The organism is Lysinibacillus sp. OL1, from assembly GCF_004332175.1.
Classification (GTDB): Bacteria; Bacillota; Bacilli; order Bacillales_A; family Planococcaceae; genus Lysinibacillus; species Lysinibacillus capsici.
In genome coordinates, this window is the sequence record NZ_SJDS01000016.1 from 50,191 (window position 1) to 69,157 (window position 18,967).

The 18,967-nt window shown below is 36.9% G+C and carries 12 protein-coding genes; 5 read left to right on the forward strand and 7 right to left on the reverse strand.

The window, feature by feature from the left end; genetic code table 11:
• Nucleotides 1-52: 52 nt before the first annotated feature.
• Entirely contained in the window at nt 53-1,036 is a 984-nt protein-coding gene (locus EW028_RS21580) for a ring-cleaving dioxygenase (protein ID WP_131522349.1), read from the reverse strand.
• A 50-nt stretch (nt 1,037-1,086) separates the two neighbouring features.
• On the reverse strand, nt 1,087-1,521 hold the full coding sequence (locus EW028_RS21585) for a MarR family winged helix-turn-helix transcriptional regulator (protein ID WP_131522350.1): 435 nt from the start codon (nt 1,519-1,521) through the stop codon (nt 1,087-1,089).
• Nucleotides 1,522-1,673: 152 nt separating this feature from the next.
• Between EW028_RS21585 and EW028_RS21590 the strand changes: the two genes are divergently transcribed.
• Entirely contained in the window at nt 1,674-3,668 is a 1,995-nt protein-coding gene (locus EW028_RS21590; RefSeq protein ID WP_131522351.1) for a catalase, read from the forward strand.
• A 47-nt stretch (nt 3,669-3,715) separates the two neighbouring features.
• Here EW028_RS21590 and EW028_RS21595 read toward each other — a convergent pair whose 3' ends face one another.
• The 3 genes from EW028_RS21595 to EW028_RS21605 form a co-directional block, all read right to left on the reverse strand.
• Nucleotides 3,716-4,180 (reverse strand): YusW family protein, encoded by a 465-nt coding sequence (locus EW028_RS21595; RefSeq protein ID WP_131522352.1) that lies wholly within the window; start codon nt 4,178-4,180, stop codon nt 3,716-3,718.
• A 105-nt stretch (nt 4,181-4,285) separates the two neighbouring features.
• Nucleotides 4,286-6,493 carry a YcdB/YcdC domain-containing protein gene (locus EW028_RS21600; protein WP_131522353.1) on the reverse strand — a complete coding sequence of 736 codons (2,208 nt, stop codon included), beginning with the start codon at nt 6,491-6,493 and terminating at the stop codon, nt 4,286-4,288.
• Nucleotides 6,494-6,621: 128 nt separating this feature from the next.
• Complete coding sequence (locus tag EW028_RS21605) at nt 6,622-7,794, reverse strand: glycosyl hydrolase family 18 protein (RefSeq protein WP_483308058.1); 1,173 nt, start codon at nt 7,792-7,794, stop codon at nt 6,622-6,624.
• A gap of 604 nt (nt 7,795-8,398) precedes the next feature.
• Between EW028_RS21605 and EW028_RS21610 the strand changes: the two genes are divergently transcribed.
• Both EW028_RS21610 and EW028_RS21615 read left to right on the forward strand, forming a co-directional pair.
• Complete coding sequence (locus EW028_RS21610; RefSeq protein WP_131522355.1) at nt 8,399-8,818, forward strand: hypothetical protein; 420 nt, start codon at nt 8,399-8,401, stop codon at nt 8,816-8,818.
• A 12-nt stretch (nt 8,819-8,830) separates the two neighbouring features.
• On the forward strand, nt 8,831-13,921 hold the full coding sequence (locus EW028_RS21615; protein ID WP_131522356.1) for a DUF4132 domain-containing protein: 5,091 nt from the start codon (nt 8,831-8,833) through the stop codon (nt 13,919-13,921).
• Nucleotides 13,922-13,966: 45 nt separating this feature from the next.
• Here the strand turns inward: EW028_RS21615 and EW028_RS21620 are convergent, their stop codons facing one another.
• Entirely contained in the window at nt 13,967-14,698 is a 732-nt protein-coding gene (locus EW028_RS21620) for a hypothetical protein (RefSeq protein ID WP_131522357.1), read from the reverse strand.
• A complete protein-coding gene (locus EW028_RS21625) occupies nt 14,691-16,028 on the reverse strand; it encodes an AAA family ATPase (protein WP_131522358.1) in 1,338 nt (445 codons plus the stop codon). Before EW028_RS21625 ends, EW028_RS21620 begins: the two co-directional genes overlap by 8 nt.
• 149 nt (nt 16,029-16,177) lie before the next feature.
• Between EW028_RS21625 and EW028_RS21630 the strand changes: the two genes are divergently transcribed.
• Complete coding sequence (locus EW028_RS21630) at nt 16,178-16,639, forward strand: hypothetical protein (protein ID WP_131522359.1); 462 nt, start codon at nt 16,178-16,180, stop codon at nt 16,637-16,639.
• Between the two features lie 525 nt (nt 16,640-17,164).
• On the forward strand, nt 17,165-18,913 hold the full coding sequence (locus tag EW028_RS21635) for a methyl-accepting chemotaxis protein (protein WP_131522360.1): 1,749 nt from the start codon (nt 17,165-17,167) through the stop codon (nt 18,911-18,913).
• Nucleotides 18,914-18,967 lie beyond the last annotated feature (54 nt).

Here is an 18,967-nt window from a genome sequence, read left to right on the forward strand (position 1 = left end):
AGTTATGTATACATCCAGTAGGGCTTTTCTTTCCCAACTGGATGAAATGGTATTACTCATATTCTTTATCGAACATAATGGAACTTCTTACAGTGTCAATCGGACGAACAAGACTTTCAATCTGTTCTCGTTTTGGTTCTAAAAACGGTGGTAATGACAGTTTTTCTCCTAATGTTTCATATGGCTCATCGCCCATAAATCCTGGACCATCTGTAGCCAATTCAAATAAAATCTGCGGAGCTACTCGTGCATACAATGATTCAAAGAAATGACGATTTACATAGCCAGAAGTGTGGAAACCAAAACTTTCAAAGCGTGCAGTCCATTCATCTAATACCGCACGATCCTCTACACGAAAGGCAGCATGGTGTACAGTACCAAAACCTTGACGAGCAACGGGTAAGACTGTATTGTGCTCGACAATAATCTGGGCGCCATTTCCTCCATCACCTACTTCAAATAAATGGAAGTCCCCTTCTTCTGCAATCTCTCTAAAGAGCATTACCTTTTCTAATACATCTTTAAAGTATTTAAAATTAGCGACACGTACAAAAACTGGCCCTAAACCTGTAATGGCATACTCAAGTGGGATGGGGCCATCCTGCCAAGGTGTACCTGCTGCCACACCAGTATTGTACTCATCAGAAATTAACTGATAGTGCTGCTCATCAAAATCTACGAAAGATAGTGTTTTCTTACCAAATTGTTCTTTCATACCTGTATGCTTCACATTTAAACGATCAAAGCGCTTTATCCAATAATCTAAAGCAGCATCCGTTGGTACACGGAAAGAGGTCTTTGAAATTTCATTAGTACCATGTACACCTTTTGGGATATTAGGGAAATCAAAGAACGTCATATCTGTACCCGCACTACCCTTATCATCTGCAAAGAATAAATGGTATGTTTGAATATCATCCTGATTCACTGTTTTCTTTATTAAGCGCATTCCTAAAACATAGGTAAAGAATTTATAATTTTCTTCAGCACTACTTGTGATAGCCGTTACATGGTGTACACCTTTTAAATGATTCATAATATGCTCCTCCTATATATCTCGATATCGAGATATATATTTAAAATTTTTTATTGGTTAGTGGCGTTCTTGCCAACTTTTTTAAGTGATAAAATCATGTTGTCCAGCTCCTGAGCTTCCAATACTTCAAATATCTCATTTATTTTCTGTTCATGCTTAGGGAATATTTCCTCCATCAAAACCTGTCCCTCAAGCGTTAGTAATACATACGTAACACGACGATCTTTTGGACATGCCTTACGGTACACATAGCCCTTTTGCTCGAGCTTATCAATCACATAGGTAATACTACTGCTTGCAATTAATATTTTTTTACCAATCATTTGAACTGGTTGTTCTCCATGATGATACAAAAATTCAAGAACCGAAAATTCAGTTGGATTTAAATCGAATTGAAGTAAATCTCTTTTAGTTGCATCTTGAATCGTTTGATATGCTCGGAACAAGACCGTAAATGCTTTTAAGTTACGATTGTTTTGCTTCATACGACTCCCTCTTTTTACTTCGAATTTAATTATCTTTAATTCGAGATAATAATAACATATACATTTTTAAACAGCAAACAATTTGTTTCTTCATGTTTGCCATCTTTTCGTTCGGGTAGAAGGTAGTTGTAACTTATAAAGGAGGATTCTAAATGAAAAAAGATGTCAATCAAAAACAACAACAGCTAGAAGCATTCCGAGTAAGTGATAAAGATCAACCTCTCACAACCAATCAAGGATTAAAAATATCGGAAGATGAGCATTCACTAAAAGCAGGTGAGCGAGGACCCACTTTACTAGAGGATTTTCATTTCCGTGAAAAAATGACTCACTTTGACCATGAACGAATTCCTGAACGAGTAGTACACGCACGTGGCTCAGCCGCTCATGGAATTTTTGAAACATATGAATGCGCAAGTGATATTACAAAGGCACAATTTTTAAATGGAAAAGGAACTAAAACCCCTGTTTTTGTCCGCTTCTCTACCGTTGCTGGATCTAAAGGCTCTGCAGATACTGTTCGTGATGCACGCGGCTTTGCTACTAAGTTTTATACGCAAGAGGGCAATTATGATTTAGTTGGAAATAACATTCCAGTGTTTTTTATTCAAGATGCTATTAAATTCCCCGATTTTGTACACGCTGTAAAGCCCGAACCAAATAACGAAATTCCACAAGCACAAAGTGCCCATGATACATTTTGGGATTTCATTGCAAATAATCAGGAGTCTGCTCATATGGTTATGTGGCATATGTCAGATAGATCGATTCCACGAAGCTATCGAATGATGGAGGGCTTTGGTGTTAATACTTATCGCTTTATCAATGCCGAAGGAAAAGCCCATTTTGTTAAATTTCATTGGAAACCTGTACTTGGGGTAAAATCATTAGTATGGGATGAAGCACAAATCATTGCTGGGAAAGATCCCGATTTTCACCGCAGAGATTTATGGGAATCGATTGAACGTGGGTATTTCCCAGAGTGGGAGCTTGGTGTGCAACTTATTCCCGTTGAAGATGAATTCAAATTTAGCTTCGATATTCTTGATGCCACGAAAATATGGCCTGAAGAAGAAATTCCAGTACACATTCTTGGGAAAATGACCTTGAATAAAAATGTGGATAATTTTTTTGCAGAAACGGAACAAGCCGCATTCCATGTCGGGCATGTTGTGCCAGGCATTGATTTTTCAAATGATCCTTTATTACAAGGTCGTTTATTCTCCTACACCGATACACAGTTAATACGACTGGGAGGACCTAATTTCCATGAGCTTCCTATTAATAAACCAATTTGTCCATTTCATAATAACCAACGAGATGGCTATGGCCGACAAACCATTAATGTGGGACAAGTTAGCTACCATAAAAATTCCTTAGCCAATAATACACCACATCCTGTTTCTGAAGAAGATGGTGGATATAAGCATTATGAAGAAAAAGTTGAAGGGCATAAAGTACGTGCACGTAGTGAGAGCTTTAAAGACCATTTTTCTCAAGCAAGATTATTCTGGCTTAGTATGACAGATATTGAGAAAAAGCATATTATCGATGCCTTTAGCTTTGAACTTGGCAAAGTAAAAAATAAAGCGATTCGAAAACAAGTTGTAGACATGTATGCTCATGTCAGTTACTCACTTGCTTCAGCTATCGCTGAACGAATTGGTATAGTTCCACCTGTAGAAGTGGAAGTACCACATATTCAACAAACTTCTCCTGCTGTTAGCCAAGTAATCAATGCAAAGGAAAGTGTCAAATCTAATAAAGTAGCTGTAATTGTTACAGAAAATAGTGGTGAAAAATTAAATGAACTTATTGCTACATTTTTAAGTGAAGATATTGTAGTTGAACTAGTAAGTAATAAACAAGGCATAGTAAGCGGCTATGAAATTCACGAAACATTTGCTACTACCTCCTCAGTTCTTTATGATGGGGTTTATGTTACAGGAGCCTTTCAGAATTCCTACGAACAAGCAAAAGCAGAACAGTTTATTGAACAAGCCTATCAGCACTGTAAAACAATAGGTTATACGGAAAATGTTTTATTTTTACAGCATATAGCCAATAAACATGGGGTTGCAACCGATCCAAAATCTTTTGTTCATGCCCTTGCTAAACATCGACATTGGGTTCGAGAATGTAAATGAAAGAAAAGCCAGCTAACTGATTAAATCAGCTAGCTGGCTTATTTTTATTATTTAATTCGTTTAAATTCCTTTTCATTGCCGTCTACAAATTCGACATCTACTTCAATGGATTGATAGTTATCTTCAATATTGAATACTTTAATTACTTGATCAATCACTTCATCATTAGATGTTGTAGAATCAAAATTCAACTGCTTAAATAACGGCTCTAATTTAGTATAAGCTTCATCGCCCTGCAGTTTTTCTTGTTTTCGATCATCTTCTAATTTTGCTTCTATTCCTGTTTTTTTATCCTCATATTCTACCTCATAAGACTCCGTTGCAGAGTAATCAACATCTAAAGAAAACTCTAAAAAATTAAATGTCACTTGGTCAGTTGGCGTCTCACCAGTCTGTTGAGTAGCATTCTGATCTGCTGGAGCGTTTGCAGGCACATCTTTTACCTCATCCTTATTACAGCCGTAAAGAATAACAGTCATTAAAGAAATCACTAAAATAAATTTCAATTTCAATTTATTCACTCCTTTCTTTACTTATTATTTCCCCATTCTTCTACAAACTAACCTAAAAAGGGCATCTCCTACAATTAAGGAGATACCCTCTTCATGAAATGCGACTTAATAATAGAAGTTACGATCCACTTTATTTTCTTGAATAGCTTTGGCTAAACGAACTGTTGAAACAGCCAAATCGGCATATGACACACTCTTGGTAGCATTAAAGTTATTTTGCTGTGTATCTATCAGACCCATCCCATTTGCTATTGCTATATAGCCTGTATATGCTGGATCAATGGACGCTGCATCCGCAAAGTTTAATTTGTAAATATCCTTATACTTTGCAACATTCTCCAATTGCATTGCTTTAACAGCCCATACCGCTAGCTCTTGACGAGTCAATGATTCATCTAAAGCGAATTGGTTTGCTGGCTGTAAAATTCCCATTCTTACAGCTTGTTCAACCACTCCATATAATGGATGATTTTTATCGATATTGCTGAAGGTTTGCTTTTCACCATCGCCACTACCAAAATAGCCATATGTTAGAGATTTTAGTAGAATCTTTAATGCTTCTCCCTTTGTCACAGCAGCATCAGCATTAAAGTTTGCTATATCTTTTACCTCTAATACATTTTGATGTAAAAGATAATTTAATTCATTGGCTGCTGTTGGGTGTGAAATAGATGGTTTTTCTTTTGAGTCATCTACCTCATACAACCATTCACCAGTAATTGCATCAATCTGATTAACTAAGCTACCGTTGTAAGTTGGAGCATAGACTAGATCATAATGTTGTTTACCTTCAGTAGCTTGTTTTATATATTGTAGTTGTAATGTAAGGGCCTTACTATATGCTTCTTTTGCTTTATCAGCAGAGATTACCTGATTAAGAGAAGGCCAATTATTAATCTTTTGTTTATTAACATTCAGTGAACGTAATGACCCATCAGAGCCAATACCTACGTTTATTTCATCTCCAACAACCGCAATCCCGTTTACGATGCGTGGGAAGGAGAAGTAATAATCTTTACTATAATCATCATGGACAGGATCATCAATTGGCATCGAATACTCATGTAAATAGGATGGAGCCCATTGCTTTAAGTATTCAACAGCCTTTGCCAATGCAGCATCCTTAGAAATAGTATTTGTTTTGTCAGTGTTTGTAAAATCTCTCTTTAAATCGTGGTACTGCACGATTTCGCCTGTTGCCTTATTCATTTCGAAAGAGGTACCAGAACCACCATTATTGTACATATACGTATAATTTACTGTATAAACTGTTTCACCATTGTCATTTTCTCTTTCATCAACCATATCAATCGTGAGCTTCGCCTTATCTTCATCAACCTTTAAGAAGTTTTTAGCAAATTCCTCCACTTCTGCTACTGTCATACCACTTTTTCTTGGTGGTAATTGCTGTGAGGATATTTTCTCAGCGCTTTTCGTCTTTGGAACTTGGGAAGAGAAGCCATTCGTTGTTTGCCATTGGCCCGTTAAAGCATGTACACCATTAAATCCTGTTGCTGGCATATAGACAAGCTTCACATTACGTTGATCGCTAAAATAGTCAACGTAATAACGAAGTTCAACCGCTAAGTTATCACTTACTTGTGCAACAATTTCTTCCTCATTTTTTTTCTGGCTTGAGTTATCAAATGTTGCTTTACCAATTGATTCTGTATTTCGATACATTCCTGTTATTTGACCATTAGCAAGAACATCTATAGTGATACTTTGATCGCCAATAAGCACTCCATTATAGGTTGGTGAATAAACAAATGAGTAAGTAATTGGTTGTGATAATGGACGATTGATGTCATTGTAATAACCGAAGCCATCTTCACGGAGTTTATAGTTTTCTATTTTCGCAAATTTTCCCAGGAAGTCTTCTGCAATTTTTTTGGCTTCATTCTCTGAATATTTTGCAGGATATACTGCTTCAGCGATATTAGCTGGCTGATAATAGAAATGTTCTAACTCTAAATCTTCACCTTTAAATGTAAAACCACCATAGACATCTTTACCATTTACAGTTTTATGGAAGTTTAAATCATAACGGACCGTTGTATCTTCTCTAAAGAAATGACCGCCACCAGAACTAAATTCATTATCAGCTACAAATTTGAACTCTTCAGGGAATAGTGCCCGTAACTTGTTAATTAGCATACCTTTTGTCACTTTTGTCTCTGTAGCAGCTAACTGTATTGCAATACGCTCCGAAGGTTCTTTCACATTTGCAGAAGCTTGTGAAACGGGTGCTAGCACTCCAACAGAAAATGCGGTAGTTGTTAAAATAATACCTAACTTTTTTAATTTACCCAAAATATCCCTCCTAAAATACTATTTAATATAATTATAGTATATTTATCCATAATTAGAAATGAAATTTACAGATTATTTCCTCTTTGAAGAAAATACATTGGGTAATCTGTCCCTTATACTTCATTATCTTATTTCTTTACCACATCAAAATTCGCACCAATTAACACCCAATTCTGAGGGAATGGTAGTCCTAATTTCCAATACCCAATACCACGAAGATTATATTGTTTTATAAGATTGAATTTAGCTTGAATAGATCTAGCATCTTCAAACCACACCATATGTGCCCTACCTTGCTCATCATAGTATTCAAAAAATGGCGCTTGGGCTCTCCAATCATACTGAATCGCTGCATTATAACGTTTAGCAATCTCAATGGCTCGCTGAGGACTAAGTGCTTCTGCAAAAGGTCCCCCCTGGACAAAAGGTAACGTCCAATCATATCCATATAAATTTTGCCCCAACAGAATTTTGCTTGCCGGTATTTCACTAATCGCATATTTTACAACAGCCTCTACCTCTGGGAGAGGTGAAACAGCCATTGGTGGGCCTGCTGAATATCCCCATTCATAGGTCATGAGTAAAACAAAGTCCACGATTTCTCCATGTGCCTTATAATCATGTGCCGCTGTCCATGGCCCTCGCTCACTATCACTGGTTTTTGGCGCTAATGCCGTAGACACTGTGTATCCTTGAGCATGGAATTTTTCAACAGCTCTTCTTAAAAAATTGTTATAGGCTTGTCGTTGATCTGCTGGCAAATTTTCGAAGTCAAAGTGGATATCTTTAACATCCCCAAGTCGCTTTGCTTCTGCAAGAATATTATCAAATAGTATATCTTGAACAGCTGTACTTTGAAAAATATCTCTCGCTAATTCACCACTAAAACTAAAATTCTCCAAATTAGAAATAACCATTGCCATTGATGCTCCCGTATCATTTGCAATTTGTGTCACACCTTGGCTTGGTGGCCTCTGTAAAGTACCATCACGCCTAGCCTCATAGCTAAATAAAGCTAAATATGTTAAATTAGGACCCGCTTCCCTCGCTTGATTCAAGAGTGCCTCACTAACTGATGTTCCTCTCGGCTCTAAATAGGCTAATGTTTCTGCCCTTGTTCTTGGTGGCTGTGGGATGTATAATCTCGTTCCAACTGCTAATGGTTGATTGGGATTAATACCATTTACTTGTGCAAGTGTTACATAATTAATACCGAAACGTTGGCCAATTGACCATAAGCTATCACCTGGCTGTACATAATAAAAACTTCCGACAATCGGGATTACAAGAGCTTGCCCCACAACTAAACGATTTGGCTCTGGAATTTGATTGGCATCTATAATGCTCTGAACCGTAGCCCCATACGCCTGTGCAATTCCCCATAAAGACTCGCCAGCCCGTACAACGTGTATTTGAATGATTTTGCCTCCTTCTAGCTTGATAAAATCATACCTATAAAGCTTATGAAATCAGAGATAAAAAGATGTCTTTCAACAACTACACAAAAGTAGACCACTATATATAGCGGATGAATAGTATGCTGTATTATGTCACCTATTTAATACTAATGAGAATAATCTTCGTTTACGAGATTTCATGAAAGAATTTTCTTTTAAATACGTATGTCTAAAAAGTTACCTGAGTAATATATTCTGCTTCTTCACCGTTATTAGAATAAAAAAACGCAAAATGATACTTATCTTGACAACAATAATCGTACAAATGTTCTATTTTCCGCATAATCTTCAGTAAATTTTCACCCACTTTCTACCCTACCAATCAAGTGTAGCAGGCTACTTTTTGTTACACTTTTCCCAAACTTTTTTACACAACTAGCGTCATATGCCTTATTCTTTTCACTGTTCTCACTCTTGTATAATGAAATTATTGTAAGGAGGTGTTAGATTGCGTTTATTTTACCAGCAAAAAGTAATCGGTAAGAAGTCTCGTAAACTTGAAAAATTTCCATTTTCAATTGAAGAGCCTGTCATCACGTTACAAGATTTACTTGTTCAGCTTGTTACACAGCAGGTACAACAATTTAATGAAAAAATGGTAGATACACCACTTCATCTATATTTAACGGATCAGCAATTAGTAGACGCGGCCCAATATGGCAAAGTACAGTTTGGAGAAAAGAAAAGGGATACTGTACAGTCAGTGGATCATGCTATTTCCACAATGCTTCAAGCCTTTCAGGACGAACTGTTCTTAGTCCTGCATAATGAAGAGCCTTTAGATTGTCTTTCTACACCATTAAACATACAGGAAGATGATGTTTTTACATTTATTAAACTTACTATGCTTGCAGGACGAATTTGGTAGGAGGGATTTTTGATGACACTTTCACATGAACAAAAGACACATTTTCAAACTTTAGCTGATTCTGCACCTATAGCGATACAGCCTTTAGCAGCCGCACTGTTAAAATACATGGACAATAGAGATTATGACATTGAACCACTTATAGCTGCTCAGCAATATTCCTCACTTGGAGAGCTATTTAGTGGACCACTATTTGAAGTGCTTACCTTGTTTTCTTCACAAGAACGTGCACTCAAGATCAAGAAACTAGCATTACATTTTGATGCTACAATGTTTCAAACAGATGCTTTACGTCGATCCTTTCGTTCATCTCAACCAGTACAAGACCATCTTTTTCAATGTTTACAGTTAATAGAAGAGATGCTGACATTTGAGGAAATTACTTTGCAGGAGTTATTAACGAATCATCGCCAATATGAGCATGGCACTTATCCAAACTATAGCTCCTATGTCTTGAAGAATGAAAATGTGAAAGTCATGGGTTTTAATGTTTTTGAACAGTTGCTCGCTGAAGAACTATCATTAGAAAACCCTTCCATCGAAGAAGCAGTAGAGAGTATTTTATTTGATGAGCATCAAAGTAGCTTTTTCGGTCATCCATTCATTCGAGGTATTTTCAAGTCAAGTAATCGTCGTATGCATGATGCACTTGGTAAACTCTTAATAGCAGCTGCACGACAAGAAGGTTTACGACAGGCACTAGTAGAAAATATTGACCATGGCAATCTAGATGCACAGCTCAACATGATGAAGCTTATTCAGGAACATCGCCTAACACGCTTCTCCTCTGTAATTCGAGCAGTCGATACTTGGATGGGACTTGGCTATAATAGCTTCGAAAATCAAAAAATAACAGAGGAAGTTCTTACATTAGCCATCCACGCAATTGAAGAGGACAGCTTTGTTGAGCAATTGTTAAAAAGTGAACGTACAATTGATATTTATGTTGCATTATGGGCTACTGCTACAAAGGACTATACGAAGTTAAATGACCTTGTAACAAAACTCTTAAAGCGTGACAAGCATATCCAACTTACAACGCTTGCCTTTTTGAAAAACTTATCGAAAATCTCCTTTACAGCGCCATTTGTGAAGGATTTAATCTTATCAACAAAAGATATTGAGCTGTTTGCCTTTGCATGGGGCAATTTTCTTTATGCTAATCACCATATTAATAGTGAGTATGCAAGAGACAATGAATGGGCGCAAATCCTTCAAACCTTCATGCAAGAAAACACACAGCTACAAGGGATTGAATACCTCTTATTTGAACAGCTTGAGTGGGCAAAGAATGAAATTACGAAAGATGGACTTATCATTACAGGCAAACCTCTATCCTTTGTCCATGTCCATTTGTCATTAGAAGATTTAATTTCAACACAAATTATTTTAGCGCACCATATACAAGACGAGGCATTATTCCAACGGATTATTGAGCATGCTGATTCTTACTCACCATCAAGTAGAATCGGACTACTGAATATTTATTGTCTTGACCCTGTCACAGAAGGTCAACGTGAATTTTTATTTAATTCTTTACGGGATCGCAGTTCCATCAATCGTTCTCTTGCGTTAAAGAAAATACATGCTCTAACACCAACAGAAGAAGAAATAGCAAAAATTGAAGATCTTTTAGCTAATAAATCAGGTGCACTTCGTAAAGAGGCTATTTCACTCTTAAAAGTTCAACCACAGAACCATCTATTACAAAGTGCTGAAAGGCTGATAAAAGATAGTAAGCAGTTAAAGAGACTTGGAGGGCTTGAGTTACTATTAGAAGCCTCTAAGGAATACAGCTTAGCAAGCGAACGAATTACAGCTTTATGCTCCTTATTACCAAAAGTAACTAAAAACGAGCAAGTGTTGTTAGAGCAATTAATTACAAGGGATGTCCCTGAGTATAACGAGAGTAATGGCTTTGGCTTGTATACGCCACATCCCCCTATTCAATACGGCTGTATTTCGGATGGAGCCATTCAAATGAATGATGTAGAGCCTTGGCAACAGCTTGCTCCACTTTATGTACAGGCACCTACACCTTTTGAAAAATTCTTTCAATATGATGTTGATAAGTTATTATCTAAGCTAGAGCAGCTTATTCAACTTTTAGATAAACATGCTGAACTAGAATATGAAACATACCAATGGAATGACACACCCATTAGCACTACATTAGGACAAAGATATAGTGTAATGGCAACTAAATCGGATAATCAACGACATGCTAGTCTTGATGCTTATCCTATCCCCGAAGAAATTATTCAATGGATGAAGACAGCATTATTTAGTAATGAGGACTTAGCCTATTTTAATTTTTATCATAGTCTATCAGAATACCCCTCTGCTCATGATCTTTCCGAAGCAGCTCATACACTAATTAAACCGTTCTTCCAATACAAAGATTTAAAGGTACGTGTTGCGCAATTTAATTCCTTGAAATATGACGATACAATTCAACAGATTTTCTCAGTGCTATCCCAAGACATCGACAAAATCTCAGGTGATACAGTGCTACATCAGGAAGCACTTTCATTACTACAAAAGCATGCACCCGAATTTAATCGCTTCGAACAGGCAGTGGGCATAATATTACAGCTATTCAAACAAATCCCTGCTGATCAGTGGCAACTTGATGTTCGAGAGAAGGGTTATTATTACTATCGTTCCACTTCTACCATTATCGATTTAGATGTCATTGAGACATTTGTTGATCGATGCTGGTCTGATTACGCAACCTATGGTGAATATGTAAAAATGCTAGCTATCAATGAAGAGCTAACAAAGCGTATGAAAAATGAAAGCTATAAGCCAAACGTCTACAATTTATCTTTATTCCAATATTTAGACGCAATGAAGGTTGGTTTATTTACGCAAGATCACTTATTTGAGGCCATCTTTACCAATACGCTCGCTTCAGAAATATTTAACGAGCCAACTAAATTACAAGAACGCTATCAACAGTCATTTGAAGATTTAACCGATTTCTTTACTATTCGTGAACAAGCAATTGATCGAATTTTAGCCATAGAGCTAAAACGTGGTGATACGCCTACTGCTGTTACAAAGCTTGCTAGTAGCATTTCTTATTTTGAGGGTATTGATTATTTCTTACAGATTCTACAGGCACTTGACGGAGAAAAGCTTGCGCGAGGATATATTTGGCAGGCAGAAACGAAAAAGGATGTATTCTCCCAATTGCTAACTAACTGTTACCCCAAAAAAGAAGAAACAGCGCAGCAATTAAAAGAAGCATGGCAGAAAACAGACATTTCTAAAGAACGTTTAATTGAAGCCATGATGTATAACCAGCATTGGATAGACCTTGTCAGTGAAGTAATTGGCTGGAATGGATTAAAAGAATCAGCCTGGTATTTTATTGCTCACACAACAGATTCATTGTCCGACTATGCCAAAGATCAAATTGCCCTTTTCTCTAGCATCACTGCTGAGGATTTCCGTGATGGTGCATTCGATTTAGCTTGGTTCCAAAGCGCCTATCAAACACTTGGGGCTAAAAATTTCAAAATTGTCTATGATGCTGCAAAGTATGCCTCAGAAGGAGCCAACCATCGTCGGGCACAGCTTTATGCCGATACAGCTATCGGTAAGCTCAGTCCAAAACCGTTAATGCAAGAAATTAAAGATAAACGCAATAAAGATAAACTGCGCGCACTTGGTCTTATCCCTTTAATAAAATCAGATGACAAAGACGCCCTGACACGCTATCAATTTATTCAACAGTTTTTGAAGGAAAGTAAGCAATTTGGTGCTCAACGCCGCGCAAGTGAGGCTCGAGCAGCAAGTATCGCTCTAGAAAATTTAGCGCGCAATGCAGGGGATGGAGAAGCCACTCGCTTCACATGGCGTATGGAGTTATCTGCCTTTAACGATATGAAGCATTTATTTAAAGCACAACAAATCGAACAAATTACAGCCCATCTACAAATAGAGGATGATGCCTCTGTAGCTATTATTGTTGAAAAAGATGGTAAACGCCTAAAGAACGTTCCTGCTGCATTAAAAAAGCATGCTGATATTGTAATCTTGCAGGAAGCCCGAAAAGACTTACAAGAACAATATAAACGAGCACGCCCAGCTCTTGAGCAAGCAATGGAATTAGAAACTGTATTTTCGATCGAGGAGCTCATTCATTTATTGGCCCATCCGATCCTAGCTCCACTTTTACAAAAACTAATATTTATCAGCGATGATTACGTTGGAATGCTTACACCACAAGGCTTACAGCTTCTATCGGCTGACATTGTGGACCTTGCTCCTTCGTCCTCTATAAAGATTGCTCATCCTTACCATCTTCTAGAAAGTGGTCAATGGAGACAGTGGCAATCCTATATGTTCGAGCACAAAATACAACAGCCATTTAAGCAAGTGTTCCGTGAGTTATATCTCATCAATGCTGATGAAAAAGCACAGAAACAATCATTGCGCTATGCAGGACATCAAGTAAATCCTTCACAAACAGTAGCCTTGTTGAAAACACGTGGCTGGCAAATCAGCTATGAAACAGGACCACGTAAAGTATATTATAAGCAAAATATTGTGGCATCCTTGTATGCACAGGCAGATTGGTTTACGCCAGCAGAAATTGAAGCACCTGCAATCGAAGGTGTTTACTTCTATGATCGACTCACAGGCAAAAATATCGTTTTAGATAATATTCCAGCTGCGATATTCTCTGAGGTTATGCGAGATATTGATCTTGTTGTCAGTGTAGCTCATGTTGGTGGTGTAGACCCTGAGGCAAGTCATTCTACTGTTGAAATGCGCAGTATTATCGTAGAAGAATTGGCTAAATTATTGAAGCTAAACAATGTGGAAGTGAAAAAGCACCATGCTCTCATAGAAGGTAAGCTAGCAAGTTACTCCTTACATTTAGGAAGTGGTGTGGTGCATCAAATAGGCGGTTCCATGATCCCGATTCTTGCTGTACCTTCTCAGCATCGTGGACGAATTTTCTTGCCGATGGTGGATGATGATCCGCGTACTGCTGAGATCATGTCCAAGCTTTTATTATTATGTGAAGATACAAAAATTAAAGACCCTGCCATATTAACTCATATTCGAAGCTATGAGCAAATGCGCTAATTTAACACTAGATAAAAACAGGTGACGTATTTCGTCGCCTGTTTTTTACTGTACATCTGTTTTAATCATTTCAAATAATAGCGGTACATTCGTGCCTCGTTGCAATGAATGACAATCCTCCATTAAAAATGACCAACTTTTCTTTATCTTTTCCCTATAAGGCAACTCTGAACTGACCGGTAGGTATGCGCTTAGGTATTCCTCAATCGTGCCTGACAGATTGTCCATAAATTCATCTGCTTTTTGCATTTTTTCTGTAGGGATTTCATTGCGCTCATTCCATAAGACATGCTCTAAATTCGTAGAAAAATAAAATAATTGATAAGGAACTTTCATACGGTTAATGCTAAAGTGGTCGTTGGCAATCAAAATTCTAGCATTCTTAGCCTTCATATCATTACGTTGTTCTATTTGTTGTTTACGTTTATCTGACTTCACTAAAATAGCATCCTCTGTATAAAATAAGTTTTGCTCGATAGTCTCATCTATCTTGACGCATTCTGGTGCGATAAAGCATCCATCTGCATCTGTAATATGAACAACAGCAGTTAAATCATTGGCTAAAAATTTATATTTTTGAAGATAGCTTTGAATCACTCGTACAACACTGTTTTTAATATTGGGGATCCGTTTGTGTGCATCCCACTTTGTTAAAATATCTTCACGTTGCACATCAAAGCGTATCGTTGAATTCGCAAAATGAGCATCTAAATAATCCTCTAAAATAATTTGCTCTGTCTGCCCTTCCACAATAATTAAAAGTACTTTTTTAGTCATGTTGAACACCCGCTTTACGAAAAGCACGCTTTATTTTAAATGTTTTGGTTTCCTTATATATCTCTTCGTCCTGTCCACCAAGTTGGATAGCACGTAAATAGACATCTCTAGCGTTATTCACTTCTTTAATACCTTTTAGCTGCATATAACGGTGATGTTCATTTGTTGTCGTAAACCATAAATTTTTAATAGCTAGCACCTCTAACACACGTAGATTATGGGATGTAAAAATAAGTTGCCCTTTTCCATCCTCATCTATCACTGTTAACAACTCGCCCAACAAATATTCAAATACACCTGAGTCTAATTCATCAATCACTACACATGCATTCGGATTATTGTATACAGCAATTAATACACTAAGAATCGAAATGATCTTTAAAATTCCCTCTGACTCTGTTCGTAGCGGTAATTCCCGCTCCCCACGCTGAGACAAAAATTCAAAACGAATTCCCTGCTCACCATTGTCCATCATTTGCTTTGTAATGATATTAATTTTAATCGTCAAACCAGGAATAATTGCTGAGAGCACTTGATTACTTTGTTCAATAACTTCACATAGAGCATAGAATGCATCCTCTGGTAATAAAGCTGGTCCATTTAAATCATAGGGAATAAGGCCTCTTGTTTTCTCTAAATGAATACTGAATGGCATCATACGTTCTTCAAATAGTGGGGCAATATTTTGATTATTAACAACATGTAAGTCCCGACTAAAATCGACGGCAATATTTTGTAGCAACTGCATTTCTAACTCAGAAAGTCGTTCCTTTAATAATGGCTTTATATCTTTATGGAATAGAAATGACATATTTTGTTTTCTTGCTAGCTGTTGAATAACCAGTAATTGAATTCGCGCTTGTTCACTCAAATCATCCAGTTTCGATTGCCGGATTTGTACATCCCTCTCCGTCACAGCCACTAAAACCTTTGATCGCTTCCCTTTCGTGTTTTCTCGATAGGTAAGGCGCTCCAACGTAGTATATAGTCGATACTGATCCTCCTGTAGTTCCACATAGTAATTCACAAAAAATGTACCGAATTGATTCTGAACTAGAAATTCTACATCCATGCTAGCTGTTTGCTCGCCTGCTAATATAAGTCGCTTCTTTTGAGAGGGCAACTTCACTTCAGCAAGCCATCCTGATAGAAGTGTCTTCAATAAACTAAATGCATCTACAATGGTTGTCTTTCCAGAGCCATTTTGTCCATATAGGCCAACAACATTCGCTTGTAGAAATGTCTCAAAATTTACTGCGAGTACAATTTCACCCTGTCGTACATTTCGTAAATTTTGTATGTTTATTTTTTTTATCTTAATAATTGCCATGTGCTAAACATCCTTTTAGCTTTTTCCCTTATTATAATGAAATTTGTTTTATTTTATAACAAATTAGAACTTAAGCATCCATAGCCTATAGCCTATGACAAAAATCGCAATAGGCATATGTTAGAAAAAATGAAGAAAGGTGTGTTTCATTGGTTTATCCTAGATTAGCCCCTGAAGATTTTAACAGTCAATTTCGCCCAGGTATGAAAATATGGGTAACACTCCCTACTGGTACTTATTCAGGTACATTAATTCGGACATTTGGAACTGGAGGAAGAACTGCTGAAATTCAGTTAGATAATGGTCAAATTGTGACTGTGGATGTTAGTCAAATCACTGCTGCAGGTACAGGAACACCTCCTGGTAGTTCCTATCCGCCGCCATACCCACCACCATATCCACCATATCCGCCTCAACCTTATCCACCGCGTCCATACCCACCACAGCCTTATCCACCGCAACCTTATCCGCCACGTCCATACCCACCACAGCCCTATCCGCCCCAACCTTATCCGCCACGTCCAGGGGGGCAATATCCTGGTTTCCCACCACCATTAATACCAGGACTCCCTAATATTTTACCGGGTATATTTGGTAATCCACGGCCATAGCAACAACTAGAAAAGGTTATTTCTTTATTTAAGAATAAAGAAATAACCTCTTTTCATTTTATTCCCATAACAAAAATAACCAAATTTCTTTACACATAAGACATGACAAAATAAGTAAAAAGCCCTAACAAGGAATTGAAAATTGGTATTTCAGCCAAATTTTTAATCAACTGAAAATAAGTTAGATATGAGCATACTTCTTTTTTATACTAGGAAATGTATAGCTTTTTGTAAAAATTTAACCTAACAATAAAAATACATAGACTAAAAAACTATATATTAACTATTATTCATAGAGATCATGACTTGAAATAGTAAGTTTTCTGGGTTGTGAATCAATTTTTTTGGCAGTATAGTAGTTAAATGATAGGGGATAAATAGATTATTTTGCATTTATAAATAGTTTACACGCATCTGGACTTCTACGAATAACATCAACATCTTCAATGTGTAGTACATTGACTGAATTATCCATTTATAGTCCTTAGCTTGAAATATTCGCTATATCATATTAGGAGGAAAAGCATGAAAACACGCAAGAAGCAGCAAATGTCTATTAGTAAGAAATTAACTGCAATAGTAGTGAGTATTTTATTATTATTTGGATTAGTTACTTTAGGTCTTTCTTATTATATAGTAAGAAATAGTAATTTAACAGATATGAATCAATCTCTTTCTGACAAAGGCATGATCCTAGCCAAAACCATTGATATTACTACACTAAAATCGATATTAGAGAATCCTACAAATAGTAATCCCGATGCTCTACGATTAACTAGTGAAATGGATGCAATCAATGATAATTCAGATAGCATTACCAATCTATTTTTAATTACAGTTAACGGTGAAAATATTAATGCACCTGTTCTATCATCTAGTATACTTGAACTAGGGGCAGAGTATAACCAAGATATGATTGCAATGGGTTTATCTCCAGATTTCCTAGCAAGAATTAAAGAAGTTTTTGATACAAAAAAAGCAACAGCAACAGATATTTATAGCGATGAATATGGTAGCTATAAAACAGGCCTTACACCAATCTTGGATGAGAATGGGGACATGCTGGCTGCTTATGCCATTGACTATGACGTATCAATGGTAACAGGAAAAGCGATGTCTGAAGCCCTATGGACGTTATTAGTAACGGTTATATTCTTAATTGGTTCATCCATTGCTGTTTACACTCTTTTAAGAAAAAAATTAACACCGATTCAACAACTTTCTTTACAATCTAAAAAAGTCGCAGAAGGTAATTTAGAGCTTGAACCATTACCAGTTACTTCAACAGACGAAGTAGGAACGCTCACACAAAATTTTAATTCTATGATTGATAACTTAAAAAATGTTATTAAGAGTACAACGAATGTTTCTGAGCGTGTTTCAAACACAGCCAATGTTTTATCTGTAAATATGCAAGAAGCTTCCGATTCATATAATAATGTAGCATCTTCTATGCAGGAGATTGCAAGTGGCGCTGATCTTCAAGTACAAAAGGCAAAAGAAAGTACAATTACCATTGAAGAAATGAATATTGGTATTCAACGTATTGCTATGACGTCCAATCAAATTTCAGAATCCTCGATTTTAGCATCAGAGGAAGCTGAAAGAGGGAATGAATCGACAAATAAATCTGTTGCACAAATGAATGCTATTAGCAAAGCTGTTAATCAATCTGCAGCTTCTGTTAAATTACTTGGCGATCATTCCAATAAAATAGAAGAAATCGTAGGAATCATCACAGGGATTGCTTCACAAACCAATTTACTTGCATTAAATGCAGCTATCGAAGCTGCACGTGCTGGGGAGGCTGGTAGTGGCTTTGCAGTGGTTGCTGATGAGGTACGTAAACTTGCAGAGCAATCTGAGGCATCTGCAAGAGAAATTTCTACACTTATTTCGCATATCCAGCACGATACAAACGAATCTGTAAATATCATGGTTCACGCTGTAGAAGAAGTAGATCATGGTATTGTCATGATCAATGATTCAGAAAAATCATTTAGCCAGATTTTAACTTCCATTCACCATGTGACAGGGCAAATTCAAGAGCTTTCTGCAACAATTGAAGAAATGGCAGCTGGTATGGAAGAAGTAACATCTGCCGTAAAAGATATGGAAGACTTTTCAGTCAATTCAAAGGACAATACAAGAGCAGTAGCAGCAACTTCTGCCTCTCAATTGAATACAGTACAACGAGTTTCTGAAGAAGCTCAAGTATTATCCGAGCTATCTGATGAATTAATGAATGTTGTTAATACCTTTGTAGTGAAATAAAAAATGAAAGGGCTGCCCTTATTAAGGAGAGTTATGTCCGTTAGTTTCTCACAG